This window comes from Eilatimonas milleporae, from assembly GCF_003688555.1.
Taxonomy (GTDB): Bacteria; Pseudomonadota; Alphaproteobacteria; order Sphingomonadales; family Kordiimonadaceae; genus Eilatimonas; species Eilatimonas milleporae.
Map to the genome: position 1 here is coordinate 193105 of NZ_REFR01000012.1, position 25659 is coordinate 218763.

Annotated in this window: 26 protein-coding genes and 2 tRNA genes; 16 read left to right on the top strand and 12 right to left on the bottom strand. The window is 57.8% G+C overall.

Annotated elements, in window-relative coordinates:
- Window positions 1–3 precede the first annotated feature (3 nt).
- The 4 genes from spt to BXY39_RS12190 form a co-directional block, all read right to left on the bottom strand.
- Entirely contained in the window at window positions 4–1212 is a 1209-nt protein-coding gene (gene spt / locus BXY39_RS12175; protein WP_211332230.1) for a serine palmitoyltransferase, read from the bottom strand.
- A gap of 5 nt (window positions 1213–1217) precedes the next feature.
- Complete coding sequence (locus BXY39_RS12180; protein WP_121939158.1) at window positions 1218–1466, bottom strand: acyl carrier protein; 249 nt, start codon at window positions 1464–1466, stop codon at window positions 1218–1220.
- 65 nt (window positions 1467–1531) lie between these two features.
- Window positions 1532–2599 carry an NAD-dependent epimerase/dehydratase family protein gene (locus BXY39_RS12185; protein WP_121939159.1) on the bottom strand — a complete coding sequence of 356 codons (1068 nt, stop codon included), beginning with the start codon at window positions 2597–2599 and terminating at the stop codon, window positions 1532–1534.
- Window positions 2600–2608: 9 nt separating this feature from the next.
- Window positions 2609–4360, bottom strand: a complete 1752-nt coding sequence (locus BXY39_RS12190) for a fatty acyl-AMP ligase (protein ID WP_211332231.1) — start codon at window positions 4358–4360, stop codon at window positions 2609–2611.
- A 444-nt stretch (window positions 4361–4804) separates the two neighbouring features.
- On the opposite strand from BXY39_RS12190, the gene BXY39_RS12195 reads away from it, so the two are divergent.
- Both BXY39_RS12195 and BXY39_RS12200 read left to right on the top strand, forming a co-directional pair.
- Window positions 4805–6064: an aminotransferase class V-fold PLP-dependent enzyme gene (locus BXY39_RS12195; RefSeq protein ID WP_121939161.1), complete on the top strand. Its 1260-nt coding sequence runs from the start codon at window positions 4805–4807 to the stop codon at window positions 6062–6064.
- Between the two features lie 30 nt (window positions 6065–6094).
- On the top strand, window positions 6095–6670 hold the full coding sequence (locus tag BXY39_RS12200) for a regulatory protein RecX (RefSeq protein WP_121939162.1): 576 nt from the start codon (window positions 6095–6097) through the stop codon (window positions 6668–6670).
- Here BXY39_RS12200 and BXY39_RS12205 read toward each other — a convergent pair.
- Entirely contained in the window at window positions 6667–7299 is a 633-nt protein-coding gene (locus tag BXY39_RS12205; protein ID WP_121939163.1) for a nucleotidyltransferase family protein, read from the bottom strand. The genes BXY39_RS12200 and BXY39_RS12205 overlap by 4 nt on opposite strands.
- A gap of 13 nt (window positions 7300–7312) precedes the next feature.
- Complete coding sequence (locus BXY39_RS12210) at window positions 7313–8263, bottom strand: XdhC family protein (RefSeq protein ID WP_121939164.1); 951 nt, start codon at window positions 8261–8263, stop codon at window positions 7313–7315.
- Between the two features lie 236 nt (window positions 8264–8499).
- Here BXY39_RS12210 and nhaB point away from each other — a divergent pair, with 236 nt between their 5' ends.
- The 13 genes from nhaB (at window position 8500) to BXY39_RS12275 (ending at window position 19610) form a co-directional block, all read left to right on the top strand.
- Window positions 8500–10095: a sodium/proton antiporter NhaB gene (gene nhaB, locus BXY39_RS12215; RefSeq protein ID WP_121939165.1), complete on the top strand. Its 1596-nt coding sequence runs from the start codon at window positions 8500–8502 to the stop codon at window positions 10093–10095.
- Window positions 10096–10254: 159 nt separating this feature from the next.
- A complete protein-coding gene (locus BXY39_RS12220) occupies window positions 10255–10809 on the top strand; it encodes a cold-shock protein (protein WP_121939166.1) in 555 nt (184 codons plus the stop codon).
- Window positions 10810–10928: 119 nt separating this feature from the next.
- A complete protein-coding gene (locus tag BXY39_RS12225; RefSeq protein ID WP_121939316.1) occupies window positions 10929–11393 on the top strand; it encodes a DUF192 domain-containing protein in 465 nt (154 codons plus the stop codon).
- A complete protein-coding gene (locus BXY39_RS12230) occupies window positions 11383–11943 on the top strand; it encodes a PaaI family thioesterase (RefSeq protein ID WP_170163810.1) in 561 nt (186 codons plus the stop codon). The genes BXY39_RS12225 and BXY39_RS12230 overlap by 11 nt, the downstream gene beginning before the upstream one ends.
- A 119-nt stretch (window positions 11944–12062) precedes the next feature.
- A tRNA-Pro gene (locus tag BXY39_RS12235) sits at window positions 12063–12139 on the top strand.
- 87 nt (window positions 12140–12226) lie between these two features.
- A complete protein-coding gene (locus BXY39_RS12240) occupies window positions 12227–12505 on the top strand; it encodes an ETC complex I subunit (protein ID WP_121939168.1) in 279 nt (92 codons plus the stop codon).
- 42 nt (window positions 12506–12547) lie between these two features.
- Window positions 12548–12624 (top strand) — tRNA-Arg (locus BXY39_RS12245).
- Window positions 12625–12800: 176 nt separating this feature from the next.
- The gene (locus BXY39_RS12250; protein ID WP_121939169.1) at window positions 12801–13079 is read left to right on the top strand and encodes a hypothetical protein; all 279 of its coding nucleotides are present in this window, start codon (window positions 12801–12803) and stop codon (window positions 13077–13079) included.
- 186 nt (window positions 13080–13265) lie between these two features.
- On the top strand, window positions 13266–13982 hold the full coding sequence (locus BXY39_RS12255) for a helix-turn-helix transcriptional regulator (protein ID WP_121939170.1): 717 nt from the start codon (window positions 13266–13268) through the stop codon (window positions 13980–13982).
- Between the two features lie 140 nt (window positions 13983–14122).
- The gene (locus BXY39_RS12260) at window positions 14123–14794 is read left to right on the top strand and encodes a hypothetical protein (RefSeq protein WP_121939171.1); all 672 of its coding nucleotides are present in this window, start codon (window positions 14123–14125) and stop codon (window positions 14792–14794) included.
- Window positions 14795–15084: 290 nt separating this feature from the next.
- On the top strand, window positions 15085–15819 hold the full coding sequence (locus tag BXY39_RS12265) for a cupredoxin domain-containing protein (protein ID WP_121939172.1): 735 nt from the start codon (window positions 15085–15087) through the stop codon (window positions 15817–15819).
- Window positions 15820–15943: 124 nt separating this feature from the next.
- Window positions 15944–18289, top strand: coding sequence for a putative bifunctional diguanylate cyclase/phosphodiesterase (locus tag BXY39_RS12270; RefSeq protein ID WP_121939173.1), 2346 nt, complete (start codon window positions 15944–15946; stop codon window positions 18287–18289).
- Window positions 18290–18356: 67 nt separating this feature from the next.
- Window positions 18357–19610, top strand: coding sequence for a hypothetical protein (locus BXY39_RS12275; RefSeq protein WP_121939174.1), 1254 nt, complete (start codon window positions 18357–18359; stop codon window positions 19608–19610).
- 39 nt (window positions 19611–19649) lie between these two features.
- Here BXY39_RS12275 and BXY39_RS12280 read toward each other — a convergent pair whose 3' ends face one another.
- The 5 genes from BXY39_RS12280 to hspQ form a co-directional block, all read right to left on the bottom strand.
- Complete coding sequence (locus tag BXY39_RS12280) at window positions 19650–20864, bottom strand: molybdenum ABC transporter ATP-binding protein (protein WP_121939175.1); 1215 nt, start codon at window positions 20862–20864, stop codon at window positions 19650–19652.
- 3 nt (window positions 20865–20867) lie between these two features.
- Complete coding sequence (gene modB, locus BXY39_RS12285; protein WP_121939176.1) at window positions 20868–21551, bottom strand: molybdate ABC transporter permease subunit; 684 nt, start codon at window positions 21549–21551, stop codon at window positions 20868–20870.
- 10 nt (window positions 21552–21561) lie between these two features.
- On the bottom strand, window positions 21562–22761 hold the full coding sequence (gene metC, locus BXY39_RS12290; protein ID WP_121939177.1) for a cystathionine beta-lyase: 1200 nt from the start codon (window positions 22759–22761) through the stop codon (window positions 21562–21564).
- Between the two features lie 68 nt (window positions 22762–22829).
- Window positions 22830–23666, bottom strand: coding sequence for a 3-mercaptopyruvate sulfurtransferase (gene sseA / locus BXY39_RS12295; protein WP_121939178.1), 837 nt, complete (start codon window positions 23664–23666; stop codon window positions 22830–22832).
- Window positions 23667–23839: 173 nt separating this feature from the next.
- On the bottom strand, window positions 23840–24166 hold the full coding sequence (gene hspQ, locus BXY39_RS12300; protein ID WP_121939179.1) for a heat shock protein HspQ: 327 nt from the start codon (window positions 24164–24166) through the stop codon (window positions 23840–23842).
- Window positions 24167–24506: 340 nt separating this feature from the next.
- Here hspQ and queF point away from each other — a divergent pair, with 340 nt between their 5' ends.
- Entirely contained in the window at window positions 24507–24971 is a 465-nt protein-coding gene (gene queF, locus BXY39_RS12305) for a preQ(1) synthase (protein ID WP_121939317.1), read from the top strand.
- A gap of 37 nt (window positions 24972–25008) precedes the next feature.
- On the opposite strand, the gene queE is transcribed toward queF, so the two are convergent.
- Window positions 25009–25656, bottom strand: coding sequence for a 7-carboxy-7-deazaguanine synthase (queE, locus tag BXY39_RS12310; protein WP_121939180.1), 648 nt, complete (start codon window positions 25654–25656; stop codon window positions 25009–25011).
- Window positions 25657–25659 lie beyond the last annotated feature (3 nt).

The following is a 25659-nucleotide window of genomic DNA, read 5'->3' on the forward strand; positions in this document are numbered from 1 at the left end:
GTCTCAGGCGGCTTTTTCCAGTGACAGTCCGACGCTTGCCGCTGTGTGCTTGAAGCGTTCAATGATCATGTCGACCTGTTCGGTCGTGTGCTGGGCGCAGAGACTGGCGCGCATCAGATTCAGTCCGCCGGGGGTTGCCGGCGACAATGCCATATTGACATAAACCCCTTCCATCAGAAGGGTTTCCCAAAAACGGGTGGCGATCAGCGGGTCCGGCAGACAAACGGCGATGATTGGACTTTCCGCCTGCTGTGTTGCCAGTGTGAAACCCGCTGCTTTCAGGCCAGCGTGCAGACGGCGCGCGTTTTCCCAAAGGTGGGCACGGCGATTTCCGGCGCGGGCGATGGCTTCAATGGCCTTGGTCGCCGAGGCAACGACACTGGGTGGCAGCGATGCGGTAAACATGTAAGGCCGGCAAACCAGGCGCAGCACATCAAACTCGGGGTGATTGGAAACACAGAAGCCGCCAATCGTACCGACCGATTTTGAGAAAGTACCGACAATGAAGTCGCAAAGATGTTCAACACCGAGGTCTTCGGCGACACCGCGCCCTGTTGAACCGCAGAACCCCATTGAATGGGCTTCATCCACGAGTGTCATGGCGTCGTAGCGCTTCGACACCTCCAACAATTCCTTGAGTGGCGCCGCGTCGCCAAGCATGGAATAGATACCTTCGACGACCACAAGCTTGCCGGCATTTTCCGGAAGGCGTTTCAGGCGTTTTTCCAGGCTGTCCGCGTCGTTATGCTTGAAACGGACGACCGTGGCATCGCCCATGGAAGCGCCGTCATAAATGGAGGCGTGGCTGTCGCCGTCGATGATCAGGTAATCCTCCCGGCCCGCCAGTGTTGATATCAGGCCCAGATTGGCCTGATACCCGGTGGAGAACACCATGCAGCTCTTCATGCCGTAAAAATCCGCGATGGTCTTTTCAAGCTGTTTGTGGCCGCCGTAGGTTCCGTTCAGCACTCGGGATCCCGTGGTGCCGGTGCCAAACATATCCAGGGCCTGCTTGGCGGCTTCCAGAGCATCCGGCTGGAAGGTCATGCCCATATAATTGTTAGTGCCGGCCAGAATGGTATGGCGGCCTTCAATCAGGGCTTCCGTCTCGGATATGACCTTGTCCATGACGACCTTGAACGGGTCGGTGTTGTCAAAGGGCAGGCTGTTCCTTTGCGCGATAACGGGTGCGAATTTTTCCAGAAGGTCCACGGCTTTTACTCACTGTCTGCGATAATTTTCTCAACCGCATCCGCCACCTGGCCGATGGTTTCCAGGTCCGGCAGCATGTTGAGCGGCATGATGATGTCAAAACTGTCTTCGATTTCAGCAACCAGATCCATCACGGTCAGGGAGTCGAGTTCCAGGTCGGCTGCGAATGTCGTCTCGGGCGTAAGCGATATCCCTTTGCGATTGATGGGAGTAATCAGGTCGTAAAGGGTTTTCAGCGTATCAGCCTCAGCCATGGTGTTTCCCTGTATCCGTTGTTTTTTACGCCGTTATATCCGGCACTAAAGCGCGACGGACCGTATCATAAAAGATCCCGGGCGCGATACCATTCTATGGTTTCCGCCAGGCCCTGCGGCAGGGCGTATTTCGGTTGCCATCCTTCCAGGCGGGGCCGCAATGCGTGGCGAACGGTCCAGTCCGCATGGCAAAGATAACGGGCGGATGAACCCGTCAGTGTGACAGGCCGCCTGACAAGGCGTGCGACAGCCCCGTTGACCAGTCCCAGCGTGACAAGAAGGGGTTTGGGAACGGACAGGATAATGGGAGGTTTTCGCCGTTTCCCTCCCGTGCCGCCGAAGGGAGCGGGCAGGGCGGCGGCAACATCGGCCAGTGTATATCCGCCGGTATGCCCGTCATCTATTTCAACCGTCTGTCCGGCATTGCCGCCATGGCACAACAGAGTGAGCGCATCCGCGAGGTCGCGCGCATGCATCATGGAAAACCGGTTGTTACGGCTGCCCGGTGCCGGGAGGAAGCCGTATCTCAAAGCCTGAAGGAGTTTCAGTATCTCCCGGTCCCCGGGGCCATAAACAGCCGGTGGACGCACATTGACCCACCGAAACGGCCACTTCCTGGCGGTCAGCAGCAGTTCGGCGGCCGCTTTGCTGGCACCGTAATGCGACAGGCGCGGTTCCCGTGCCGCGAGGCTGGACACCTGTATCACATGTCCAATACCCGCTGCGGCGGCGGCCTCGAAAACCTTGCGCGATCCGGTCACATTGACATCAAAAAAGATATCACGCGTCAGGGCCTTGGTCAGTGCAGCGCCGTGGATGAGGACGTCTGCCCCCCGGCACAGGTCCATCAGGCTTTCAGTATTGTCAAGGTCGCCCCTGATCCAGCTGACACCGGCCCGTTCTGTCTGTGGACGGCGGGTGAGAGCACGCACCGTATGACCGGCCTCGGTGAGGGAATCCAGCAAATGTCCGCCAAGGAAACCGGTTGCACCCGTGACCGCTACAATCAGCCGGTGCTTTGGGGGCCGGCCCTTTTGATCCGTTTCACCGGATACGGGGGCACGCGGCGTATCGGCTCCCGGCGCAACAAAGGAAACAGGCCCCGTATCGGTGCCGGTTTGCGTCATCGACATGTCGGTTAATCAGCTTGCCAGGGCCTGCAACCCGCCGGACAGGTATTCATTGCGGGCTTTGACGCGGCTGAGTTTGCCTGATGAGGTGCGGGGCAAGGATCGCGGCGGGACCAGTTCGATCATGCAGTTGACGCCGGTAACCTTGTGGACATGCCGCTTCATGGCGTCGATGAATTTTGCCCGCTCCGCCGGGTCGGAATGGCGGCATTGTACCAGTATCATCGGGACTTCTTCAGAGTTTTCACCGGGGACCGAAATGGCGGCCGCATCACCGGTTTTTACACCGTCGATCTGTTCCGCCGCCCATTCGATATCCTGCGGCCAGTGATTACGGCCATTGACGATAATCATGTCCTTGGCGCGTCCCACGATATAGATATCGCCGTTTTTCATATATCCCATGTCACCGGTATCGAGCCAGCCTTCCGGGCTGAGCACCGCACGCGTTGTTTCGGGATCATTGTAATATTCGCGCATCACAGACGTTCCGCGGATAAAAATCCGTCCGACGTGATTTTCCGCGAGCGGTGTTTCATCCTCATCACGGATATCAATTTCATATTCGGGAAGAGGACGGCCGCAGTTAACAACCTCCCGCATGCGGACATTGCCATCCTTGCCGTTCACAAGCACATGACGGTCTCCGGCAAGGCGGGCTTCCTCCACGAGGTCGATTTCAATACCCTTTCCGGGCTCGGCAAAGCTGACGCCGAGGGTGCACTCGGCAAGGCCGTAGCTTGGCAGGAACGCTTTTTCGCTGAACCCAATGGGACCGAAAGTTTCTATGAAGCCACGCAGCACTTCAGGGCGGATCATTTCCGCTCCCACGCCGGCGACACGCCATGTGGACAGGTCCAGACCTTCCAGTGCGTTCTTGCGCAAGGCGGCGCGGCGGGTGCAGATGTCAAAACCGAAAGTCGGGCTGTAGGAAATCGTTCCCTTGTTGGCGGACATGACGCGCAGCCAACTGAGCGGACGGCGGGCAAATTCTTCCGTGGGGATAAAATCAACGGACATTTGGCACGTCAATGTCGTCAACAGCGTACCGACCAGCCCCATGTCATGGTAAAAGGGTAACCAGCTGACACAGCGGTCTTCGTCCCGCAGCATGACGCCGTGATAGCCCATGCCGCGTGTGTTGGAGAGCAGTGAGCGGTGCGTGACGGCGACACCATGCGGAAAGCGGGTGCTGCCCGAACTGTACTGGAGGTAGGCCAGATCATCCGCCGAGGGCAGTGTGGGGTCTTTGTCCTTACCGCTGTCCATATAGTCGGCCATGCTACCGGCAAAGCGCAGCGACGTGCCTTCGGCGGCCTGGGCAATCATATCGTCCATGAAGCCCGGTGCCATCACACCATTGGCCATGCAGCTTTCAAGCTGAAGCCGCAACTGGCCGACATATCCATTTTTCCCGCCAAAGGATGTGGGCAGGGGCAGCGGGACAGGCAGGACGCTGGCATACTGGCACCCAAGGAAAAAGCACACAAAATCCGCGCTTGTTTCGGCAATAAGGGCGATGCGCTCGCCCGGCTGAAAACCGATCCCTGCCAGAATGCGGCCGATTTTTTGGGCGCGCTTCTGGGCCTCTGTCCATGTCAGCGTGGATATCAGGTCGCCCTTGGCATTGTAGAAATTGGCGCCGCGCAAGCCTTTGGCGGCGTATTCCAGTGCCTCGACAAGGGTATCAAAATCCGCAAAGCGGCGCGGTAGGCTGGGATCCAACGTGGGCGTTACAGCATTCATTGCGTTTGCTTCAACCATTTCCACCCGTCTCGCTCTTTTTATTCGGCGATCCGGCCATTATACACAAATTGCGGGCTAAACCTATGGCAGCCCTGAAAAACTCAGACCAGCCGCCGTAGCGGCCTGTTTTCCCGACCCGGATCTGTTGTTTTTACCGGTCTCCGGGGTTTCGACAATCCTGCACCGCATCGCGCCAGCTTTACGAAATCTTCAGTCGCGATCGAACCAAAACCACAAAACACCGAGAGTGCCATTTTTATATTGCGCGGGGCCTGCTTTCTCTACTTTCATGGACAAGTTACGCGCTTGAAAAAGCGTGTCTAAACCCGCTTGAGAAAATGCACACCACGTCTAAATGTTACGGCTGAATTACAGTTTGTAGGCCAAAGACGCAAGAGAATTCTGGCGGATCTCCTTATCAGGGCCTCCAAAAACCTTGCGCATCGCCGGAGAATAAAGGGCATGAGCATTGCCGAAAATGTTGAGACCGAGCCTCTGTCGCAAACCCACGCCGTGTCGCTGGACATAGACTGTTTGCGTAATGAAACCCCGGGCGTGGAAGATCATGTCCATCTGGATAACGCCGGTGCTTCCCTGATGCCATGGCCGGTTGTGCAGGCACAGATCGACCATATCGGCCTTGAGGCAAGGCTGGGAGGATATGTGGCCGAAGCTGAAAGAGAGCCTGAAAAGGAAAAACTCTATCGCAGGCTGGCCGGTGTTTTTGGCGGCGCGAAGGAGAATTACGCCTTTGCCGCCAGTGCGGTCGACGCCTGGAACAAGGCATTTTACAGCGTGCCCTTTTCTTCCGGCGACAATCTTGTCACGGCGTTCAATGAATATTGCAGCAATTATGTCGCCTATCTGCATATGGCGGAAAGGCATGATATAGAAATCAGGGTCGCCCCCGCGGGCGTGGACGGTCGTCTGGATGCCGGAAGTGTCGCGGCATTGGTGGATGACCGGACACGGCTGGTCAGTCTCAGCCATGTTCCGTCATCAAGCGGTCAGATCAACCCGGTGTCCGAGGTCGGGCGCATGCTTAAGGGGAGCGATGTTCTTTATCTGGTCGATGCCTGCCAGTCTGTCGGCCAGTTAGCGGTTCATGTGGATGAAATCGGCTGCGATATGATGACAGCGACGGGCCGTAAATTTCTGCGGGGACCTCGGGGAACGGGATTTCTTTATGCCGGGCCACGTGCGCTTGCGAAGCTGAAACCCGCCATGCTGACCAACCAGGCGGCGTCCTGGACAACAGCGCACCAGTATGACCTGCGCACCGATGCCCGTGTTTTTGAAGCATGGGAACGCGGTATCGCCGGGCAGTTGGGGCTGGCGGCGGCATTGGGCTATCTGCGGGATCTTGGTGTGGAACGGGCAACGGCGCGGACGCAGATGCTCGCACAACGGTTGCGCGATGGTTTGGCTGCGGTCAAGGGGGTGCGTCCGACCTGTCCCGACGGGGCATCGGCGGCGATCATTACGTTTCAGCTGGACGGTCTGCGTCCTGAAGATATCAAGCGGTCAATGGCCGGACGCGGTTTTGCCGTGCAGGTTTCCAGTGTGTTTCATACGCGTTTGGATATGGAAGCGAGGGGGATTGAAACAACGGTAAGAGTCTCGCCGCATTATTATAACAGCGATGGCGATATTGATGCTTTTCTGACCGTGGTTGAAGATATGACCTATGGGCATGGGATGCCAGCCCTGAGGACATCGTAAGTAAGCACCATATGGCAATGGGCGCAGTGAATGAATGACCGCAACATCCAACCCCGCCCGGTGACGAAAGCGTATCTGGAACGTGCGGCCCTGCATTATCTGAGCCGTTATTCAGCAACCGAAGCGCGGCTGGCGGAAGTGTTGGCGCGGAAAGTCCTGCGTCGCTGCGCAGGCCTGGAGGTTCCGACGGATGAACAGTCGGAGTGGATAGTCGAGGTTGTCGCACGGTGCGTCAACCTCGGATATGTGAATGATGCGACGTATGCCCGTCGCCGTGCGGCGAGGATGATCGCGCGCGGCAGACCGCCGCATCAGATCGCGCAGGATTTGCGCAGCAAAGGCGTGGATAGGGTCCTTGTTGAAAGCATTCTGGCAGACATGTCCGCAGAGTTTGGCGAAGGGAGGCTGGCTCTGGAAGCCGGGATTGCCTATGCACGTCGCCGGCGATTTGGGCCCTTTCGTCGTCAGGACAGTCCGGTACCGCCGGACAAGGCCCGCAAGGAAAGGGACGCGATGCTGCGTTCTGGATTTTCCCCTGACGTGGTGCGCCGGGTTCTGGAGGCTGACGACGAAGAGGATTTCCTGCCTTGGGCGGATTGTTCCTAAGTCCGTATCAGTCCCAGTCGTGTTGCATCGGCCGCTGTGTCCACATCCATATGAATGCCGGGATCATTACAGTCTTTCATCAGAACCTGGTCCGCATGGTCGGTCATCAGTGACCGTCCGCCCCTGTCGCCTTCCAGTGCCGCCAGTTTGCTGAAATAACGCCTGTGCCACAGAACCGGATTGCCGCGACGGTTCCCGTAAGAGGGGACGATAATCCCCTGATCTGTGTGACGATACGCTACCGCGATCAGGGTGCCGATGGTGGCCGCCCGCACATAAGGCATGTCGGCAAGCGCGATTAAAACATGGGTGGCGTCATTGGTTCCGGTGGCCGATGCCAGTTGCCGAAGACCCGCCCTGATCGAACCGGCCATGCCGTTTTCCGGATCCGCATTGACGGCAAAGGTCACGGCAAGTCCCGACAGGGCGGCCCGAATGTCACCGGCACCGGGACCGGTGACCGCTATGAGCGGAGAAACGCCCGCGCTCAAAAGGGTGTCGGCCGTCCGCCTGACCATCGCTGTACCGTCGACGGGTAGCAGCAGTTTATTGATGTCGCCCATGCGCCGGGACAGGCCTGCGGCCAGCAGCAGGCCGGGCAGAGCCGGTGTTTTCCTGGTGCAGGTCAATCCGCAACGGCCCTTAAAGGGAGGCACCGCGCCGTATGGCGGTGATTTGCGACAGGATGGATAAGGCGATCTCGGCCGGTGTGCGTGCACCGATCGGCAGTCCGATCGGACCGAAGATCCGGTCAAGGGCGTTTGTATCGAAACCCAGTGCGGTCAAACGTTCGCAGCGTTTTGCATGGCTTTTCCGGCTGCCGAGGGCACCAATGTAATAGGCCGGGCTGTCAAGCGCCGCTGACAGGGCCGCATCGTCCAGTTTCGGATCGTGGGTCAGAGCGGCCACGGCTGTATGGGCATCAGGCGGGTTGGCAGCCAATGCGTCATCGGGCCAGTCCTCTATCATGCGGGCTGCCTCAAAAGGGCGGGCCTCGGTAAATGCGGATCGCGGGTCGATAATTTCCACATCATGTCCGGCGGCGGATGCCATGGCGCCGAGCAGGGAACTGATATGGACCGCGCCGATCAGCACAAGACGTGGCCGCGGCCTGACGCGCAGGACAAACAGATTGTCGCTCAAGCCGGGCTGGTCGTGTTGAATCCCGGCGCGGTCGGGTACATGCATGCCGAAAATACCGGTGCCGATATCGATATGGATATCCAGTACGCCGCGCCTGTTCAACGCATCCGCCGCATGCGCCAATACCGCAAGCCGTTCGGATGTGACATCCATCAGCAGAAGGCTGATCTGTCCGCCACAGGCAAGCCCGGCACCGATGGCCGTTTCGTCAGTGACACCGTACTCCAGCTGTTTCATTCCGCCATGGTCGATCAGTGCAAGGCTTTCGGCGATGACCTCGCCTTCAACGCACCCGCCGGAGACCGATCCCGTCATGGCGCCGTCCTGGCGTACCACGAGAAGGCTTCCGGCCTGGCGCGGCGCCGACCCCCATGTCTTCATCACCAGACACAAGGCGCAGCCCATTCCCTCCGCTTTCCAGTCCAGCAATTTGTCGATTTCTTCTTTCATTTACGATGCGTCCGATGTGCGGGAATGTCGGCAGTTCCGATATTTGGCGGCTTTGCCGCTCAGCATGCCGTAAACAGGTCCGGCATATATAGCGTTCTGGATATTACAGTACGGCTCCGAGGGAAAGGCCCTGACTTTGGCTTGATTTGCGGCTCCGTGGCTTATAAAGGTGACGCTCGATTTCCTGCGCCGTCCGCATATGGGCGTAAAAAAACTTTTGAGAGAGGGGATTTTGCATGTCCTTGCTGACGAGCCCGGCTGGCCGCAATTTTCTGGGTAACTCGGCGGAGTGGTACAAGCTGACCATCTTTGCCTTTCTTGTGATCAACCCGATCCTGTATTTCGGCGTTGACAGTTATCTGGCCGGTTGGGTGCTGGTTCTTGAGTTTATCTTCACGCTGGCGATGGCGCTGAAATGTTACCCTTTGCAGCCGGGGGGTCTCCTCGCCATTCAGGGTGTCCTGATGGGCATGACCTCGCCCTACACGGTCTGGCATGAGATACAGGAAGGCTTGCAGGTAATTCTGCTGCTGGTCTTCATGGTGGCCGGCATTTATTTCATGAAAAGCATGTTGCTGTTCGTTTTCACCAAACTGCTGGTGAAAGTGCGCAGCAAAGTCTTGCTCTCATTGCTGTTTTCCATTGCGGCAGCCGTGTTGTCGGCTTTTCTCGACGCACTGACGGTGACTGCGGTGGTGATCAGCGTGTCGGTCGGGTTTTACTCGATTTACCATAAGGTTGCCTCCGGTAAGGAGTTCCACCACGAACATGATCACCTTCAGGATGGAAGTGTGCAGGAATCCCGCCGTCAGGATCTGGAGGATTTCCGGGCCTTTTTGCGCAGTCTGATCATGCATGCCGTGGTCGGCACCGCACTTGGCGGCGTCACGACGCTTGTTGGTGAGCCGCAAAACCTGTTGATCGCGGATCGTGCCAATTGGGAGTTTGTGGAATTTTTCCTGCGTATGTCGCCTGTGACCATGCCTGTCCTGGCGATCGGGTTGACGACGGTCATTGTTCTGGAGACGACCGGCTGGTTCGGTTATGGCGCTAAATTGCCGGAGCGGGTGCGCACCATCCTTGAAGATTACGACAAGTATGAAAACGAGCGCCGTACCCCGGCTGACAAGGCGGCCCTGTGGGCCCAGGCCCTGGTTGCGGTGTGGCTGGTGGTCGGGCTGATGCTGCATCTGGCGGAAGTGGGATTGATCGGCCTGTCGGTTATCGTTCTGGCGTCCGCATTGACCGGGGTGACGGAGGAACACCAAATCGGACATGCCTTTGAAGAGGCGCTGCCTTTTACGGCACTTCTGGTCGTTTTCTTCGGCGTTGTTGCGGTGATCAAGGATCTGAACCTGTTTCAGCCGGTGACGGATTTCGTTCTCAGCCTTGAGGGCAGCGGTCAGATCACCACCCTGTTTCTGGCCAACGGGTTGTTGTCCGCCATATCCGACAATGTGTTCGTGGCGACCGTTTATGTCGGGGAGACATCCAAGGCGCTGATTGATGGCGTCATCAATCGGGATACTTTCGATCTGATGGCCGTTGCTATCAATACGGGTACAAACATACCTTCGGTCGCTACGCCGAACGGTCAGGCCGCTTTCCTGTTTCTGTTGACCAGTGCGCTGGCGCCATTGATCCGCCTGAGCTATCTGCGGATGGTCTGGATGGCATTGCCCTACACCATCACCATGTCGATCGTCGGCTTTCTGTCCGTTGCCTATCTGTTGGCGCCGGCAACCGAGTATCTGTACGATGCCCACCTGATCCAGCATCATACCGAGTTGCCGGGACAGGAAAACAGCGCTGGTGGCGAGGGGCACCATTAGTTTCGGCCCGGCAGGGCGTGACATCCCTGCCACAAGCCGCTGAAAATAAAAGCGTCCGGTTGCAAAATCGGGCGCTTTTCCGTTTGTCGGACTTGCTAAGGTGTTAACGGATGCTTAATATCGTCTTTTGTTGTGCATAATAGTGTAAAAGGGGTCAGCATGGACGACCACAGCAAAGTTGACGCTGAGGCACTTCCAGCGGGCTCAGAGGCCCAGACGTTGGTTGGACGCGTCAAGTGGTTCGATGCGGTGAAGGGGTACGGATTCGTTGTGCCGGAAGATGGCGACGGCGATATTCTTCTGCATTTTTCGGTTTTACGCGAGGTTGGACGCCGCTCGGTGCCCGAGGGGACAACCGTCACGTGTGAAGCGGCGGCGCGTGATCGCGGGCGTCAGGCAACACGTGTTGTTTCGCTGGATTTGTCCACCGCTGTTTCACCGGAAGATCTGGGACGTTCTTCCTTTTCCCATCCCGGTATGGACATCGAAGTTTCCAAGGATTTCGAGGATGTGCTGGTGAAATGGTTCAACCGCACCAAGGGATACGGCTTTGTCTCCCGCGGTGAGGGATCACAGGATATCTTCGTCCATATTGAGACATTGCGCAGGGCCGGCCTGACAGATCTGGAGCCGGGGCAAGAGGTTCGTGTCCGTGTCGGTACGGGAGACCGTGGGCCACTGGTAGCCCAGATAGCCCTGCCTGGCGATGCCTGAGCCGGCAGGTGACGGGTTTGAGATTTGACACCAATGCTCCGCCGCATCCTCTGCGGCGGAAAAATCCTTGCAGTTTTTTTAACATAGTTTTTGTGTCCGTCGGTGTCCTGGCGGCTCTGATGCTGAACACTACCACGTCATGGGCGCAGATGCCGGTTCCCGGTTGCGGCGTGCAGGATTTTACGCTGTCATCGCTGTACGTACAGCCGTCGGGCGGTCAGCAAACCCTTATCCTAGTGGAAACGGCCCTGACGCCGGAACAGCAGCAGTGCGGCATGATGTTCCGTACATCAGTGGCGCCCGATCAGGGAATGATATTTGTTTTTCCCGAAGCAAAGCAGGCGTCTTTCTGGATGCGGAACACGCTTATTCCGCTGGACATCATTTTCGTTCGTCGCAATGGACGAATCGCAAATATTATTGAGAACGCCGAGCCGGAGACATTGTCTTCCCGGCCTTCCAAGGGCAGGGTGATTGCGGTTCTGGAATTGGCCGGTGGCCAGGCGGCTGAATTGGGGTTGAAACCAGGAGACATGGTGCGTCACCATCTGCTTGGTAATCTTGCGGATGATCATGACAACTGACGGGATAAGCGGCCCCGGGGCGGACGCCGGTCAGGCCGTGCCGGATAAAGCGGTGCCCCCGACTGCCAACAATGCCCTGATACGGCAGGGTCGGCGGGCCACGCCGGATATGGTGGCCGCAGCCCGTCCGCCATCCGGTTTTGAGCCAATTGTGTCCAATTCCCCCTTCGGTTGGGAGAACGGGCCGCTTTTCGAACGCGTTCCTGAAGGCGGCGGGTTTGAAGATGGCGGATTGGAGCGTGGTTTCCGTGTCGACGAAAAGCATATCAACGCCGGCGGGTTCTGCCATGGCGGCATGATCATGACTTTTGCCGATATCGTGCTGGCAAGCGCTGTGATGACGGTGGCCGATCCGCCTTTTGTCACGGTTCGCCTGACGACCGATTTCATAGCCTCGGCAAAGCTGGATGACTGGGTTACAGGACGGGGCAGGGTTACCGGTCAGCGGGATGGGCTGGTGATGCTGTCAGGCGAGGTTCTGGTGGAGGATACGATTATCGCCGGGCTGAGCGGTGCTTTCAAGCTGCTGCGGGCGCGCGCGGCTAAATGAGACGATTGACCGTAAAACCGCTTGCCAAAAGCGAGGCCGGACCATAGATAGCGACATGGTCGCCTCATTTCTGTGACAGGACCGGTTTGTTACAGGAACAGGGGAGACCATGGCCCGGACGGGGAGTGGCGCAGCCTGGTAGCGCATCTGCTTTGGGAGCAGAGGGTCGCTGGTTCGAATCCAGTCTCCCCGACCATGGCCATCTTCTGGTCCTGCCGGTCGATTGTACCGACGGGGACAGATATTCGCCGTTCAGACGGACACGATTAAAGGACGCGCACCCATGAAGGCACGGATTTACCGTCCCGCGAAAACCGCCATGCAGTCGGGCACCGCCAATACCCGCCAATGGGTACTGGAATATGAACCCGAGCACCGCCGCACCATCGATCCGCTGATGGGCTGGATCAGTTCGGACGACATGCGGTCACAGGTCAGGTTGCGTTTCGATAGTCGCGATGAGGCTGTCGCATATGCGACGCGTCAGGGCATTGCCTACGACATACAGCCCGAACACCACCGCAAACGCCATATTCGCGCATATGCCGACAACTTCAAATAATCAGGTGCCGTGCTTGCAGGCATAAACACCGGTTTCCTTTCCGGCCCCGTAGCTCAACTGGATAGAGCACCGGACTTCTAATCCGACGGTTGTAGGTTCGAGTCCTACCGGGGTCGCCACTTCCAGTCCTGACCGCTTGCATACCTGTTCGCCGCATATGACCGGACACGATCGTGTCCATTCTGTGCCAATGGAGCGGAGGCCGCAGCGGATATTTGCAATTTGCAAGCCCCAATTGTGACATTAATATTTCATTAGCATTACATGTGCATGCTTCTACCGAAGGGGACGAAGTATGCAGAAAAGCATCTATGATTTTATCAGCGGCCTGATCAATGATCGGCGTTTTCCGGTAAAGGATCAGGACATCTGGGCTTTGTATGCCGCGCTGGGTGTGGTGGTCATCAAACGCCAGCATGCAGAACAGGGTATGGACTATCCTTCGGTTGAAGATGATCTGAAGCGTGTTTTTGCACGCGGTAACTTTTCCGCCGACCTGAAACGCGATATTGCGGATCTTGCCTACACTGAAGATGACACATCCCCATACCGGCATCGTTTGGCGGCGGAGTAAAATATGACCGATGCCGGAACCGGGTATCGGTTTCGCTGTAAGCCCATGTTGGTCCGAGCTTATCCTATTCCACAGGTCTCGACCCATAAATAAGTCAACCCGTCAAACCGGCTAGGCAGTTCCATAGCCTTTCCATTGCAATTGCAGATTTGCTACGATGCAGAAAGATCTATTGGGGGATATGCTGTGTATCTGCCCGGAATGGTTTTCGATTTTGCTAAAGAGCTGGAGTGTGTTGAAAGCGTCGCGGCGCTTACGGAATTGTTTGCACTAAAAGTGGGTGATCTGGGGGTCGATTTTTTTCATTGTGGCAGTTTTTTGGGACCGGACGGGATGCTTCAGCTTCTGCCGACATTTGGCATGGCTGACCATGATTGGATGGTGCGTTATCGCCAGCAGCGTTACTTCAATGAAGATCCCGCCGCCCGTTGGGGATTGAGAACATTCAATCCTTTTACATGGGACGAAATGATGGCTCGCTCCAGATTGACGCCGGCTGAGGCCAAGGTCATGCAGGACGCCCATGATCATGGTTTGCGTTGGGGTCTCAGCATACCTTTGCATGGCCTTGATGGCAGGGTTTCGTTTTTCATGGCGGCAGGAAGACATAACCCTGTCGATGATGACAAACGATTGGCCATTCAACTGATGGCAACTGTTGCCCAGATGCGCGCGGAGATTCTTCTTAAGCGTTCGCCTTTGCCGCAATGTCCTTTAACACCCCGCCAGGTCGATGTTCTGTCGTGGGTTTCCGAAGGCAAGACAGATTCTGAAATCGGTCATATCCTGTCTATCAGCTCGGAAACGGCTCACAAGCATGTTGAGCGGGCAAAAGCAAAACTGGGTGTGACGACACGCACTCAGGCGGTCGCGGTTGCTCTACGCTCCGGTTATATTCGTTAATACGTGCAGTTGGTTGCAGCACTTCCCGCAAAATATATAAGGGTAGGGTGTACCTGATTGGGCCATATCCATGCTGTGTCGTTCCAGTCTTTATGTTGGCTCGTTTGTTGTCGACAGGGCCACCCCGGAGAACAGGCACAGTGATTTACGTGATTGATGCCAAAAATCGCCGCGATTATGCCGGTTATCTGAAATATCTATGGGAAACCGATAAGATGGCGCATGCAAGTCGTCATATGGAAATATCCAGCCAAATTCACGCCAGTTCTCGTGCGCTGGATTTGATTTGCTTTGATGAAGACCAGAATTTTATCGGTGGAGCCCGTGTCACCCCAACCTATCACCCTGATTTTGAGATGGCGGGGCAAACCATGCTGAAAGAAACCGGAGACGCCTCCCGAGCCATGTATCGGACATGCCGGCGTACCTGGGTAACAAGTCATTTTTATGCGAAACACAGTGTCTGGTGTGACAGGAGCCATGTGCCCGCACGTCATGAAATTTTTTCGGCTATTCTACAGATTGTTGAGGAGCGCGGCGGGGAGGAACTGACCTTTACCTGTGATGCAGATATTTTACCGGCCATTACGAAATTACCATGGGTCCTGCGTATCGAACCGATTGAGGGTGACGGCGCTGAGGAAAGCCGTTGCAATATTACACTCGCCTTGAATTTTGCGGTTGTTGCTTGTGTCAGTGCCGCTTTCGGCATGGAAAGAGCTGTCATCCGTGAAGCTGCTGCTGAATTGATTCCACTGCCTCTTGCTATGCACTCTCCTGATTGCTCCTTGGTGCCATTCATAACTAAATAGGAAACCATCCCGATAAAGTCTTTTCGCAGGTTTTGAGCGAACAGGCCAAAGGAGACATCATGCCCTTTTGGCATGAAAACCAGTTCAAGATAACCAATTCCTTGTCAAAAAGCGTGGCCGGCGGTCAATCTATCAAGACATTTTAAACCTTGCTAAACGTAAAGTGACCACAAGGTGACTGGCGGATGGCTGTGTTCTGGTTTTAAGTCTGATATCCGTATGTGGGGGTACCCATAACGGCGGCGGCAAGAAGTCGGTTTCAGACAGACGGCCGGTTTTGGAGATGAACAATGGCCAGGACAGATTTGCGGACAAAGAATGGTTTGGTGATCGTTCCGGCTTTTTCCGTTTCCACCGTTGCCGGATATGTCAAAGCCCTGAGGTCATTGTTCTGTCTGATCGGGATGGTTTGCGGCTTGTCCGCCACGGTCCTCGCCGCCGGGCTGGGTGTAACAGTGACCGACCCGAAGGACAGGCCATTATCCGATGCGGTTGTCACGCTGACCCCTTTGTTCGAGACGAATGGTCTTCCGCCTGTATCCGTCAAGGCTGAGATGGTGCAGGAAGGGACCATATTCGTCCCCTTTGTTCTGCCGGTCAAAGTGGGGAGTGTCGTGGACTTTCCCAATCGCGACCCCTTCCGTCATCATGTCTATTCCTTCTCCAAAACCAAAACTTTTGAATTGCGGCTTTACAGTCAGGCGCAGGAGAACAGCGTGGTCTTTGACACCGCGGGTGTCGCGGCTCTTGGATGCAACATCCACGATAACATGCTGGCCTATGTCTTTGTGACCGAAGCGCCTGTTTTTGGAACGACGGATGCGGACGGTCGACTGACGTTCATGGATTTGCCTGAAGGCGACTATACGCTTGAGATATGGCATCCGGATCTGAAGAAAAAAGCAAATGGTGCAACACAGCGGATTACCATCACGGAACCGGAGGCAGTGATATTGCGCGTGCCCGTCGACGTGCGGTCTTTCCGGCGGCGGCAGCGCGGTCCGGACGGTACAGAGGATTATTGACGAAAGCATATCCGGCTTCATCCGGGCACAGCGCTTAGGCAGGGCATTTTTTGGGTGGAGCCACGGTCCGGGTACCATGAAACCGGCACCATGAAGACAGTGATGACAGAGGTATAACGGCTTAATGTCCCTTCGTTTCGGCACTAAACTGGCGTTGATTTTCATGGCTCTGTTCCTGGGCGGGCAGGCGGCGCTTTATCTGGTGATTTACCAAACGACAAATCGTAACGTCGAAGGCCAGATCGCTGACCAGTTGCGTGCCAGCGGGCGTGTCCTGCAAAGGGTGTTGAGCGAACGGGACGCGCAATTCACCCAATCCGTCAGTTTGCTGTCCCGAGATTTCGGTTTTCGGCAGGCCATTGCAACCGGCGACCAGCCAACCGTGCTTTCGGCATTGGCCAATCTGGAGGCACGGTCAAGTCTGGACACGGCTGTCGTCGTGGACCTGGACGGCGAGCTTCTGGCGCATGTCGGCAATGTGGAGCAGGCTTATGCCGGTGCGCTGCTACCGGAGAGTTTAAGGGAACAAACACTTGACGCCGGTGCAATTTCGGCGATTGAGCAGGTGGGAAACCGGCTTTTTACCGTTGTCATCGCGCCTGTTCTGGCGCCGGCCCCGGTAGGGTGGATTGCTTTCGGCACGGAACTCGACGAGCGCGCGGCGGCTGAAATTCAGCGTCTTTCGCCGATCGAACTGGATATTGCCTTCGTATCGAGCCGCGTGGGCGCGGGCTGGCAACTGGCGGCGGCCACTGACCACGAGGCTGAACTGCGCGCTCTTGTCGCCGAAGGGACGCTTCGGGCAAGTGCGGATCAGGACGGAGAGGTCGTTCGCGGCGATGTGGCCGGCGAGGAGCATCTGATCTGGCGCCAGTCCGTTGGCCAGTTGGCCGGGGGCGGCGAGGTCGATGTGCTGCTGTTCTATTCCCTGAATGTCGCACTGGGGCCTTACCGCGATCTGGCGATTACATTGCTTGGCATCGCTGGTGCCGGCTTTCTGGCATTGATCCTGGGCAGTGTGGCGGTTTCACGCAGCGTGACAAAACCGCTGAGACGGCTCGCCAGCGTCGCCGACCGTATCGCCAGGGGGGATTATGAGGATATGCCCCCGGCCCCTGCCAGCCGGGACGAGGTTGCCACCCTGTCGCGCAGTTTTGCCAGCATGGTTGGCGCGGTCAGGGAACGGGAAGACCGTATTCTTCACCAGGCGCTGCACGATCCTGAAACCGGCCTGCCCAACCGTATTGGATTTGAACGGCATCTGGACTCGCTGGTGCGCAAAGGCAAGCCTTTCGCGGTTTTGGTGGCCGGTGTCGCTGATGTTTCCGAACTGCGCAGTACGCTGAACCATCAGTATACAACCGAACTCATGGCCGATATCGGTCAGCGTATCAAGCATGTGGGCAACTGTCAGGTTACCCGCCTTTCCACGGAATCCTTCGCATTGTGCGTTTCAGATCCTGACCGCGCCGGTGATGTCGCCGCGTCCGTCATCAATGCTTTTTCCGTTCCCTTGCCCGTGGCCGATGTACAGGTCGATGTGACAATCCGTATCGGGTATGTGCGGTTTCCCAAAGACGGCGAGGATACAGCCACATTGCTGCGAAGGGCCAGTGTGGCACTGGATCTGGCGCGTCATGACCCGACGCGCTCAGCGGCTTTCGATCCTGAAAAGGACAGTACGGCCAAAGAACGCCTGTCCCTGATGAGCGCGCTGCGCCATGGCATTGAACACGGGGAGGTTACCTTTGCCTACCAGCCCAAATACGATCTTCGTGCGGGGCGGGTGACGGCGGTGGAGGCCCTGGTGCGCTGGATCAGCCCCGAGCGGGGCTTCATCCCGCCGGACGATTTCATTCCGATGGCCGAGAAAACCGGCGATATCAGACATTTGACGCGCTGGGGTATCAATGAAGCGGCGGCACAGTGCGCCGCATGGCGCAAGAAGGGCTGTATGCTTACCGTTTCGGTCAACCTGTCGGCATCGGACCTTATGAACCCGGACCTTCCGGCGGAAGCCCTGCGGGCACAGAAGGAATATGATCTGCCGACAGGTGCCCTGCATTTCGAGGTTACGGAAAGCGCCATCATGCAGGATATGGACAGGGCGCTTGAGGTTCTGTCCGGCCTGTTCAGCATGGGCTTTCCCATGTCCATCGACGATTATGGAACCGGTTACAGTTCTCTCAGTTATCTGAAGCGATTGCCGGTGGGAGAGTTGAAGATCGACAAATCCTTTGTCCTCAAACTGGCACAAAGCGAGGAAGACCAGATTCTTGTCCGTTCGACGGTGGATCTGGCGCATAACCTCGGCCTGAAGGTGACCGCGGAAGGCGTTGAAGACGAGGCCTCAGTCGATCTGCTGAAACGCTATGGCTGCGACGTCATTCAGGGGTATCACATCGCCCGTCCCATGCCGGCGGATGAAGCCCTGGACTTTATCATGCGGAGCCGTGTCAGTGCCGAGTAATTTATTGTCCGGCAAGGGGAAATCCTTTTTTCCAATACAGGCACGCCGGTTTGGCGGTGTGAGGGGCATGGCAGCCGGGCTGATCGCGCTTTGCGCCGGCGGCGGTGCGACCGCAGGCGACAGCGGTTTGCCTCGGATCGATTGGGAATTCTGGGGCGACCTGCGTTTGTCCGCCACATCGGGTGAACCCGGCTGGCTTGACGGCGGTTTCGGCAAGGGGCGATACGGTGGCCGGTTGAACGGCGACAGGGATGACGGCATTGTCCGCGGCGAGGTGGCGCAGGCCTCCATTCTGGCAAAACCTGTTTTGGCCTGGGGGCTGACCGGACTGGTCCATGTGAAATATGATCAGGTTCAGGATAAACCCGCCGATCTGGTTGAGGCCTTTTTACGCTACCGCCCGGCCCCGTCATCCAATCTGTCCTGGTCCGCGAAGGCGGGGCTATATTTTCTGCCGGTTTCGCGGGAAAATACCGGCCCGGCATGGTCCAGCCCCTATACGATCAGCTTCAGTGCGCTGAACAGCTGGATCGGCGAGGAGGGAAAGGTTGTCGGTGCCGAGCTGCGTGGTACATGGCGCAGCGGCGGCCATCGTCTGTCCGCCACGGGGGGTGTTTTCGGCTTCAACGATCCCATAGGGTCTCTTATCGCCTGGCGCGGCTGGGCGCTGCACGACCATATTCCGGGGGCGTTTTCCACAGTGCCGTTGCCACCGGTGCCGTCCATTTCCGAGGGCGGCTTTTTTGAAATCCAGCCCGATTATGTCAATCCGGTGAAGGAAGTGGACAACCGGCCCGGTTACTATGTTGCCTTGGACTATGATTTTGACCGGCGGTTCCGTCTGGGCTTTTTCTACCATGACAATCGCGGCGAACCGACCACCTTCCGCGATGGTCAATATTCCTGGGACACCCGTTTCTGGGTGGCAACGGCTGAAGCCAATCTGCCCGGCGATGTGCGTGTCATCGCCCAGCATTCTCAGGGCAACACCCAGATGGGGAAACCGTATTTTGGGCGGCAGCCGTTGGATACGGATTTCGGGGCCGGGTATGTGCTGGTGACCAGGTCTTTCGGCGCGGCACGCATCTCGGGCCGTGTCGACTGGTTCGATACCGATGACCGTATCCTGATCGTCCGCGACAATAATGAAGAGGTCGGTTATGCGGCAACACTTGCCGCCGGCATACCGGTGACACGCCATGTCGGTGTCATGGCCGAATGGCTTTATATCAACAGCGACCGCCATGGCCGGCGGTATCTGGGCCTTGCGGAAGAGCAGGATCAGCACCTGGTGCAGGTGAGCCTGCGGCTGCATTTTTGAACCGATACGACCAAATCGCCATTGGGCCGGGGCGAAGGGTCAGTCTTCCGGAGGCAGGTCCACGGCCGCGATGATGGCGCCCCGGGCCGCGACCGCCTTGATCATGGCATGACAGGTCATGCCCGGCGCCAGGCCAAGCCGTTCGACGGATGCATGTGTCAGACGCGCTTTCAGGGTCAGCTCCGTGCCCGTAAGGGACAGTATGACATCCGTTTCGCTGGTGCGTTCCGGGTCCGTGCCCTCTCCACCGGTATTGCCATGGTTGATGCCCTGCCGGCTGGTCAGCCTTTTCACTTTCGCGGGCAGGCAGTTCAGGATGCTGAGACCATCGGTGGACCCGGTTGTGATACCGACGTCGCGCGCCCGGATACGCAGGCGCATTTCCTGACCGAGCGGATCGCCGTGATCGGGCAGCCGCAGGCGCGCACCGCCAAGATTGACCGAGATCAGCCCGGCTCCGCGCTCCGTGACCGTTCCGCTCATCAGTGTGCCGGCATCGTCAAGGCCCAGCACTTCCGGTGTCACCGGATCATCCAGAACGCTGTCGAGGGTGTCGCTGCGCAGAATTTGCAGGTCTGACATCAGGATCGCCCTGTCGGCAATACTGAGCATGTCGTCCAGGGCATGGGTGACAAAGAGTGTGGGGACCGCCGTGACACGGGCAAGTGTGGCAACCAATTGCAGCATCTGCCGGCGTTTCAGGGCATCCAGCCCGGCCGTCGGTTCATCCAGAATCAGCAATGCGGGGTCCGAGGCTAGGGCCCGTGCCAGGGCGACACGTCTGGCTTCTCCGCCCGATAGCCGTGCGGGCCGTCGGTTCAGCATGCCTTTCAGGTCCAGTTCCGTCAAAAGGTGGCCGAGCCTTGCTTCGCTCAGCTTTAAACCGAAACGAATATTCTGCTCAACACTCATATGCGGGAACAATGTGGGGTCTTGCGGGACATATCCGATCCGTCGTTTGCGGGCCGGCACCCAAAGCTTTTGCTGACTGTCGAAAACCGTTTTTCCGCCGATGCGGATCTGGCCTGAGTCCGGCTTTTCGATCCCCGCGATAAAACGTGCCAGACTGGTTTTTCCGCCACCCGACGGGCCGATCAAGGCAGTGACCCCTGGCATAAGCCGGCATTGTCCGGCCCCGCGCCGCCCTTCGGCGCGCCACCGCACCATGATATCGGCAACGGGCGGCGTGTCATGGTCGCCCACCGTTTTCCCGTTTTGGGCCGGTTTGTCCGCCGCTGCGATGTTTGCGCTCATGCCTCAACCTCCCAGACGCTTGCGGGCCCGCCCGGCAAGCCATTCCGCCAGAACCAGGCTCAGCAGGGCCGGTATCAGGCTGATAACGGCCAGACGCAGCGCCGCCCCTTCACCGCCGGGACTTTGCGCGGCTGTGTAGAGAGCAAGCGGCAGGGTTTGTGTCATGCCCGGAATGTTTGCGGCAAAGGTGATGGTGGCACCGAATTCGCCGATGGCACGGGCAAAACCAAGAACCAGCGCCGTGGCGAGGCCCGGCCAGGCCAGCGGCAGGCTGATGGTTAGAAACCGCTTCATCGGTCCTGCGCCCAGGGTATCGGCCACGTGTCGCAGGGCTGGGGCCTGGACCTCGAAACTTTGCCTGACGGCGCGCACCATCAGGGGGAAAGCCATGATGCCGCTTGCCAGTGCCGCGCCCTGCCACCGAAACGAGGGGTTGAGACCCAGATCGGCCAGAAACCGTCCGGTGGGCGTGGCCGGTGCCAAAAGGATCAGCAGCACATAGCCGACGACCACCGGCGGCACCACCAGAGGCGCGTGTATGACCGCGTCCAGAACCGTTTTCCCGGGAAAGGAAAAGCGTGCCAGCACCAGTGCGAGGCCGATGGCCGCCGGCAAGCCGATCAGTGTGGCACTGAAGGCCACTTTCAAGCTCAGCGTCAGAGCGGCAAGTTCGAAGTCCGATAGCATTTCAAATCCCTTAAAAGCCGCTTTGACCGTTTAAATGTCTGCCATAGCGGGTCAATCCGTCGGACAGGTCGCTGATCAGGTCTTCAGGGTCTTCCAATCCTATGTGCAGCCTGACAAGAGGGCCGTCCGCCGACCAGCGTGTGGCGGTTCTGACCGGTGTCGGGTCGCTGGGGACCATCAGACTTTCATATCCGCCCCAGCTGAAACCCATTTTGAACAGCCGCATTCCGTCCGTCATGGCAGCGGTATCGGCATAGTCACCGCCTTTCAGGATGATGGAAAACAGGCCGCTGGCCCCGCTGAAGTCGCGTTGCCACAGGGCATGTCCCGGATGGCTGTCCAGGGCAGGGTACAGGACATCGGCCACGGCTTCGTGGCCTCGCAGCCACCGTGCCACTTTGAGCGCGCTGTCCTCATGCTGGCGCAGGCGGGCCGACAGACTGCGCAATCCGCGCAGCGCCAGAAACGCATCATCGGGGGACACGGTCTGGCCCATGTGTCCGGCCCCGCGTTTCAGTGCGGCAAGAGTCCGTTCCCCCGCCGTCGCGCTGCCCATCATCAAATCCGAATGGCCGCCGATATATTTCGTGACGGCTTCTATGACCACATCCACACCGTGGGCAAGCGGCTGGTGGAACAGCGGCGTCGCCCAGGTGTTATCAACCACCACAAGGGCATCGTGGACTTGCGCGGCGGCGACGATATCCCGGATATCCTGCATTTCAAAGGTGAGCGAGCCGGGCGACTCCGTGAAAATCATCCGTGTCCTGTCCGTCATCAGGGGGCGTATGGGAGCGAGCGGGTCGAAATATGTCACCCCGATGCCCATCCGTTTCAGCAGTCCGCCTGCCATGCCGCGTGTGGGTTCATAGGCATTATCGGTGATCAGCACATGATCCCCGGCCTGTAAAAGCGACAGAAACACACCGGCGATCGCCGCGACGCCCGACGGATACAACAGGGTGCCGGCACCCCCATGCAGGTCGCTCAGCGCATCGTCGAGCGCCCACTGCGTGGGGGTTCCCTTGCGGGCGTAGAACAGTTTTTTCTCATTCGGGGCGGCGGTACGGGCGCGCATCTCGGCATAGGTCTCGAAAACACAGGTGCTGGCCCGGTAGACCGGCGGGTTGACCACCCCGTGCGTCCACTCCTTATGGCGGCCTCCGACCACAAGCCTGGTGTTTTGCCCCGTTTTTTTCGTATCGGACATGGGTGCTGCCGTCTTTCCGTTTCGCCGGGTCCGGAAGGATGCCGGGATTTTGCCGCAGTGCGTGGGTGTCAGGTGACAGGCGTGTCGGGCTGTGCGCCCCACTCCGCCCACGATCCGTCATAAACGGGAACATCCCATCTGCCAAGAAGGGCAAGCGCGAGACTGAGCGCCGCCGCTGTAACCCCGGAACCGCATGTGGTCACAAGAGGGCGGTCGAGATCGACGCCCGCGTCTTTCAGGGTTTGCCTTAAGGCGTCGGGTGATTTGAAGTGACCGCTCTCTTCATACAGTGCCGCATAAGGCAGATTGCAGGCCCCCGGCATATGTCCGCTCCTGAGGCCGGCACGCGGTTCGGGTGCTTTGCCGCTGAAACGGGGGGCCGAGCGTGCATCGATGATCTGTGCAGTCTGCTTGGAGACGATTTCACGCATCTGATCGAGGGTGCGGACCAGGCCGGCGGGCTCCTCTGCCTCATAAGATCCCCTGGCGGGCGCGGGCGCTCCGGTGTCGAGGGGCGCGCCCGCCGTTTTCCAGGCCGCGAGTCCCCCGTCCAGTACATGGACCCGGTCCCGTGCATGGCCGAATGCACGAAACATCCACCACATCCGCGCGGCGGAACGGACAGGGCTGTCATCATAGATGACAAGGCGTTTGGATCTGTCCAGGCCAAGTGCGCTCATGGCGGCGGCAAAATCCGCTGCTGCGGGCAGCATGTGCGGCAGTGGATTGCCGGTATCGGCAATGACGTCGATATCGGCGAACACCGCCCCCGGAATATGTGCATTCAGAAAGTCGCTGTGCGGCGTGCGGCCACTGTCCGGCATATCCCAGGTGGCGTCGATAACGGCCAGGTCCGCATCGGTGAGATGCCGTTGCAGCCATTCGGTGCTGATGAGTGGGGTCATGGTTTTCCTTCATGTCCGATGACCGGAAGAAGGCAAACACTACTTGGTGCATTGCGGCAATAACAAGCGTCTGTCGGTGATTCACCGTGAAAAAAATGACATGCCCTGACAGCCCGTCATAGCGGGCCGGGAGTATTTAAGGGGCTAGTGTGTTCGGCGCTGTCAGGGCGCGATCAGTTGATGCTGTAACGGGCCTCGAAGATACCGTTGTCACAGGTGCCGCCATGAAACAGATGTCCGAAAAGCGGATGTTCGAACGGCGTTTCCTCGGTACAGAGCTGGAGGTTTTCCTCCGCCACATATGTGGTGTGCACTTCGCCGTCGACGAGAACATGATACCATGGTCTGTTCTTGGCTGGTTCCGACTTGGCCATGCTTTCATACCATTCCGCAGATTGGCTGTAGCAGGCATCCACATCGAAAATCAGGCCGCGATATCCGAAACGGGCGTGACGGACCAACTGACCGGGAGCGAAGCTGGCTGTTTTTAGTTTTGCCATTTTTTGACCCTCCTAACCATCTCTCATGTATATGGTTCCGAAAACCCGCTTATCTTGCCGTGCAGTGTCGTACTGACGGCGTATTGGAACCACAAATCGACCTTTTAGACAGAAACGGATTATTATAGTTGATGGAAAAACAGTTTCTGCCACTGGCTTTTTCTGACTTATTACAAATATACGGAGGCAGATATGAAAAAGATCTAAATATACCCTTCAGGTCGCTTTCATATTTGCGTTATGCAACTATGGGGATAAATGCCCGACAGCCTTTTGACAGGATTCTGTGATTATAATTAATGAATCTCAGTTTCAGGGGAGTGAATAAAAGAGATTAATGATGACAGACTCGGTATATGACGACCTTGAACAACTGGGTGGGATGGCAAAGGCGCCCGACCGTCCGGAAGATGCGATCCTGGAAACCGTGCGCAACCCGCGTCCGGACAGTTTGTATCTCGTACGCTTTACCTGTCCTGAATTCACCAGTCTGTGTCCGGTGACCGGGCAGCCCGATTTTGCCCATCTGGTCCTTGATTATGTTCCGGACGGCTTGCTTGTCGAAAGCAAGTCCTTGAAGCTGTATCTTCAGTCTTTCCGCAATCACCGGGCTTTTCACGAGGATTGCACGGTCGGTATTGCCGAACGCCTGGTCGGTATCCTGAAACCTGTCTGGTTGCGTCTTGGCGGATATTGGTATCCGCGTGGCGGTATTCCGATCGATGTTTTCTATCAGACCGGCCAACCGCCACAGTCTGTCTGGGTGCCGCCGCAGGATGTTCAGCCATATCGCGGACGCGGATAGGGCAGGGTATCGGGCTGGCAATCCGGCCGGTTTGTTTTCAGGGAATCCCGATGACCTTGTGTGTTTGGACACTCAGCCGCCATTTCGGATGACTTTTACAGTAATCCACGGCCGATGCGGTGTTCGCGGGCAGGTCCGGGCCATCCATCGGCTGCAAAAAGAAGTGTGAAAAGTCGAGGATCTCGTAGCGATCCGGCATGCCCCCGTGCTGCGGGTAAACCAGCTTCAACTCCTGGCCGTGGTCCACAAGCAGATCTGCCCCTGCCTTGGGGCTGACGCACAGCCAATCGATACCGGCAGGCGGCTGGATGGTGCCGTTGGTTTCCACGGCGATCTCGAACCCGGCGTCATGAAAGGCATCGATCAAGGGCTTGTCCAGTTGCAGCAGGGGCTCGCCGCCGGTGCAGACGAGGAAAGGCCGCCCCTGCCGTGGGCCACCCGGTGTTTCCGGCCACAGGCTGCGTGCAGCCGTCGCCAGTGCCTGGGGTGTCTTGAATTTACCGCCGCCGGGGCCGTCCGTGCCTATGAAGTCCGTGTCACAAAAACGGCAGACGGCGCTGGCGCGGTCCTCTTCGCGCCCTGTCCAAAGATTGCAGCCCGAAAAGCGGCAGAAAACCGCGGGACGGCCTGCGTTCGCGCCTTCTCCTTGCAGGGTGTAGAACAGTTCCTTGACCGAGTAGGTCATGTG